Source organism: Thermogutta sp. (assembly GCF_014359955.1).
In the GTDB taxonomy this organism is placed as follows: Bacteria; Planctomycetota; Planctomycetia; order Pirellulales; family Thermoguttaceae; genus Thermogutta.
In genome coordinates this window covers 1-4,470 of the sequence record NZ_JACIYL010000337.1, presented here as the reverse complement: position 1 = coordinate 4,470, position 4,470 = coordinate 1, and the positions used below count along the sequence as shown (strand labels likewise).

Annotated in this window: 4 protein-coding genes; 3 read left to right on the top strand and 1 reads right to left on the bottom strand. The window is 58.1% G+C overall.

Translation table 11 applies throughout. The features are described from left to right. The 3 genes from H5U08_RS10930 to H5U08_RS10920 all read left to right on the top strand — a co-directional run. Positions 1 to 1,691 (top strand): hypothetical protein (locus H5U08_RS10930; protein WP_297032936.1); only part of this gene is annotated, 1,691 nt, incomplete at its 5' end. Between the two features lie 428 nt (positions 1,692 to 2,119). Next, a complete protein-coding gene (locus tag H5U08_RS10925) occupies positions 2,120 to 3,181 on the top strand; it encodes an SMP-30/gluconolactonase/LRE family protein (RefSeq protein ID WP_297032934.1) in 1,062 nt (353 codons plus the stop codon). A 96-nt stretch (positions 3,182 to 3,277) separates the two neighbouring features. After that, the gene (locus tag H5U08_RS10920; protein WP_297032932.1) at positions 3,278 to 3,640 is read left to right on the top strand and encodes a hypothetical protein; all 363 of its coding nucleotides are present in this window, start codon (positions 3,278 to 3,280) and stop codon (positions 3,638 to 3,640) included. 126 nt (positions 3,641 to 3,766) lie between these two features. On the opposite strand, the gene H5U08_RS10915 is transcribed toward H5U08_RS10920, so the two are convergent. Next, a partial coding sequence (locus H5U08_RS10915; protein WP_297032929.1) for a DUF4159 domain-containing protein occupies positions 3,767 to 4,470 on the bottom strand: 704 nt, incomplete at its 5' end.

The following is a 4,470-nucleotide window of genomic DNA, read 5'->3' as shown; positions in this document are numbered from 1 at the left end:
AAACAGCGTTTTCATGTTTCCTGGGCATGCTCTTTTTCGCAGGAGGTGTCCTCATGCGCTTGTGCATCCGTTACGTGCGATTGATTCGGTGGACTTTTAGGTTGATTGCGACCGTCTTACTGATGAACTTAGCTGCCGGTGCGGTGTATGGACAATTGCCGCCGATTGAAACTGTGGAGGTCGGTCCGAACCGGGTCCTGTATGTCAACGGCAAGCCGTTCCTCCCGATCATGGCGTGGCTGCAGAATCCTTCCAATTTCCCTCTGGTCAAGAAGTGCGGTATGAACACGGTGGCCGGATACTGGCCCCGGGCTGGGGGAACACAGAATGTGGCGGAGTATCTGGAGCTGGTGAAAGCGGCGGGACTCTACGGGGTGATGCCCTACGACCCAGCGATCAAGGGCCACCCCGCCTTGCTTGGCTATATCCATGATGACGAGCCAGACCTTCCTCACCAGGAAGGTTCTGCTGACGTTCAGCCGGGTCCCGGTTTGCGTCTCAATCCGAAAACCCCCTTGTGGCGGATGGTGGACGGGGACGAATCCTCCTGGTCGGTTCTCGATCCCCTTGAAAACGCGGAGTGGACGCTTCGGCTGAAATCACCGGCAACCGTCGGCCGGGTGGCTTTCTGGCTTACAGTATCGCCGGGATTGAGCGTCGCGACGGAGATTGCGCTTTTGGACGGCGATCGCGAAGTCGCCCGTTTCCATTTGGAGCCCAGACGCGGCAAGCAGGAATTCACCTTGCCGCAGCCGCTGACAGCAAAAGAGTTCCGGTTTCGAGTCCTTCGCACTCAGGCTGGACAGAATGAGTGGGGCTCCATCAGCGAGGTGGCGGGGTATGACACAGCGGGCCAAAACGTCTTTCTCTCCCCACCCAGACTGGTGCCCCGACAGTGGCCGGAAAGAACGAAGGAAGTTTACCAAAAGATCAAGTTGGCCGATCCATCCCGGCCGGTGTTCATGACCTTCACCGGTTATTTTCATCCCCATTTCAGCAAATGGAGCGACCAGGAACGGCGCTCCCTCTATCCCGCGTATATCGAGGCAACCGACGTGGTGGGTTTCGATATTTATCCCATCTATGGATGGAACAAGCCGGAATGGATCCATCTTGTTTACGAGGCCACCGCCCAGCTCACGGCGATGGCAGGAGAGCGTCCCGTCTATGCCTGGATCGAAACGAGTAAAGGAGGGCAATACACCGGCCCGCTGGAAAGGCAGAAGGACGTGACGGGGCGCCATATTCGTGCCGAAGTTTGGATGGCACTCTGTGGCGGCGCGACGGCCATCGGGTATTTCACCCATGTGTGGAAGCCGGCGTACAGTCAGTTCGGAGTTCCCGAAGAAAACCAGCGGGCTCTCAAAGAGATCAACGATCAGCTCACCCGTCTGGCGCCGGCCATTCTCGCTGCCAGAGAGACCGCAAAGCTCCGTGTGGAAGTCCCCGAGAAAGCCCGGTTGGCCGCCTTCCTCACCAGACATGACGGATTCGCGTATATCTTCGCTGTCAACTACGATCCCGAGGAAAAGCCCGTCACGGCGAAATTCGTTCTTTCCGGCCTTGCTGACTCGGTGTCTGGATCTGTGGAGGTGGTGGAGGAAGGCAGATCGCTACCCCTGGGCAATCGGCAGTTCGTCGATACCTTTGGTCCCTTGGCGGTGCATATCTACCGGATCCGCCTGGAGTAACACGACGAGGCCGATCCTTGCACCGTCCGCCTCGTCCTGCCGTCAAATGGATCACACGGCACAAAGTCCGGGCGCATCGCTCGGTTCGCGTCATATTCTCTCGACGGCCTCGTGAAAGAGGGCCGGTTAGGTTGGAGAGGTCCGGAGAGGCCGAAAACGGTGCGAAGCCTGGTCTATTCCAGCAATACCCAGTCTATTCCGCCAATACCCAAGCGTCCCCGTTAATTGCCAACGGGAAAACCAACCGTTATGATAGGGGCCAGCGTGTTTCGGGTGAAAAGTCAACCCCCGTAAGAAGAGTTCGTGTCAGTCCCCGGCATGGGGAAGAGTATTCACGGCTGACCGGCTCTGAGTGACTCGTTTCGTTGGCAGGAAAGATGACGTCCGGCGATCTTTTCCAGTGATTGCAACATGTCAGGAGGTGTCTTATGTGGAAGCTCTTCGGTTCGGGTACGACCCGCGTTTTGTATCGGACGGAATACGCGCTGTCCATGATGGTTGTTCTTGGCGTAACGACGCAAGTTGTCTTCGGTGGAGAGGCGTCGCAAAACCCGCCCGAAAAGGTGGCCTGGATTGAACGGGCCAATCCCGGTCTGGACGAACTGATTGCTCCCGACGCCCAGGTGGAGGTACTCGCTGAGGGGTTTGAGTGGTCCGAGGGGCCGGTCTGGATTTCCGAGGGTGGATATCTTCTCTTTTCGGATGTGCCGAAAAACACGATCTACCGATGGAAAGAAGGGCAGGGGATTGACATCTTTTTGAAACCCTCCGGGTACACGGGTTTCAGAGAGAGGGGCGGCGAGTCAGGATCGAACGGTTTGGCACTGGATCGCCAGGGTCGCTTGCTCGTCTGTCAGCACGGCGATCGACGTGTCGCCCGATGGGAAAAAGGGTGTTTCATCACGTTGGCCGACCAGTACGAGGGAAAGCCGCTCAACAGCCCGAACGACCTGGTGGTTAAATCGAACGGCGACATTTATTTCACCGATCCTCCCTACGGAATGACACCGGAGGCACAGCGAGACCCGAATGCGCTGGGATTCTGCGGGGTCTACCGCATTTCCGCGGATGGTAAACTGACGCTGCTGGTGCGGGACATGAATCGACCAAATGGGATCGCCTTTTCTCCAGACGAGAAGACTCTGTATGTTGCACAGTCGGATCCCCAGCGCCCCCTGTGGATGGCGTTTCCCGTGCGTGAAGACGGAACGCTGGGCCAAGGCAGGGTGTTCTTCGACGCAAAACCGTGGCAGCAATCGGGATTGCCGGGATTGCCCGACGGGATGAAAGTGGACCAGAAGGGCAATCTCTTTGCCACCGGGCCAGGGGGTGTCAACATTTTTCGCCCGGATGGCACGTTCCTTGGCCGCATCCGTGTGAAAGTCCCCACGGCAAATTGCGCTTTCGGCGATGACGGGTCGACTCTCTATATCACGGCCGACATGTACTTGTTGCGAGTGAAAACGAGGACCAAGGGGTTGGGTTTCTGAACTCGTCAGCACGAAATGGTGGAGAACGACGAAGGAGGCTGTCGCGGGTGACAGCTTGGACCCCGTAAAAACCGTTTTGAGAGGAGTGAGGATGCCATGCACCGGAAGGAGATCCTGGCAAAACTGGCGGCGGGCGAGATCACGTTGGAAGAAGCGGATCGGCTGCTTGCCGAACTGGGACCGGAGTTGCCCCCGCTGACGTGCAAAGTCAGTCCCAAGGGGGCCGTGAGTGTTTATGGATTGCAACGGATGCCTGTGACCCTCTACGCCGACCAGTGGTTCCGCCTGCTGGAATTCGGTGACGAGATCCGAGCGTTTATCGAAAGGCATCGCGCCGAACTTCGCTGGCGTGAAAAAGGTGAAATGGCTGATAAGTCGGCTTCACCGGATAGCGAGGCCGACGCCCAGGCCGCCAGCAGTACTGCCAGCGATTCTCACGAGACCTCCGAGGGGGCGTGAGTCGAAGCGGCAGGTGGCCAGATGCAAAAGGGGGCCGGCGGTGCGAAGAAAAAATCCTTTCCGCTTACCAATGCGAACTGTCGGCAGCGCCGATACGCTCGGAAAAGAAATCCAGGAGACGCTCGGCTACTGCTGGAGCGAATACAGGAGAAGATTGATTCCAAGTCGGGCGGCATCTTCCGGGGTATAACCGCGACAGCCTACTGTCTGTTGACGCTCGAGTGCGCAACTGAGATCGTAAGGCGAAAAGATCACCGCCCAGCGGTCCTCAATGCGGATGCCCTCCAGTTCCGGTGGGACGCGTCGCAGCGCCTCGGCGGCGGGACTGTCCGGGCTGACTGGTTGAGGGTCCCGGCGAGTGACGGTGCGCACGTCAAACCCGCCGTATGCGGTGGTGTAAATGGGATCATCGGGTGGGATGGGCTGCAGGGGATGGTCGGGTATCAGGGTCGCGAATTCCCGGCGAAATGACTCGGCAAATGCCCGATTGGCACACACGGCATCGGCGAGGATCATCCCGCCCCGTTCCAGATAAAGGCGAAGTTGCTGCCGCTCATCGTCCGTCAGCCGAAAAGCGTTCCTCCCGTGCATGAATGCCAGATGGAAGTTGAAGAGGGCGGGGTCCGTGATGTTGATCTCGTATTTTGCCAGATCGACACGGAGATGCAGTTGTTGGGCGGCTGCTTCCAGCAGGTTATTGAGCGCTCGCGGAGCCACATGGCATCCCCCGGGGTGAAGTAACTGGGCGACCGCGATTCTGTCGCGGGCGACTGTATCCTGCGCTGCGACCAAAGAAGGGCGTTCAAAGAATTCGTACTTGTATTTAAGCT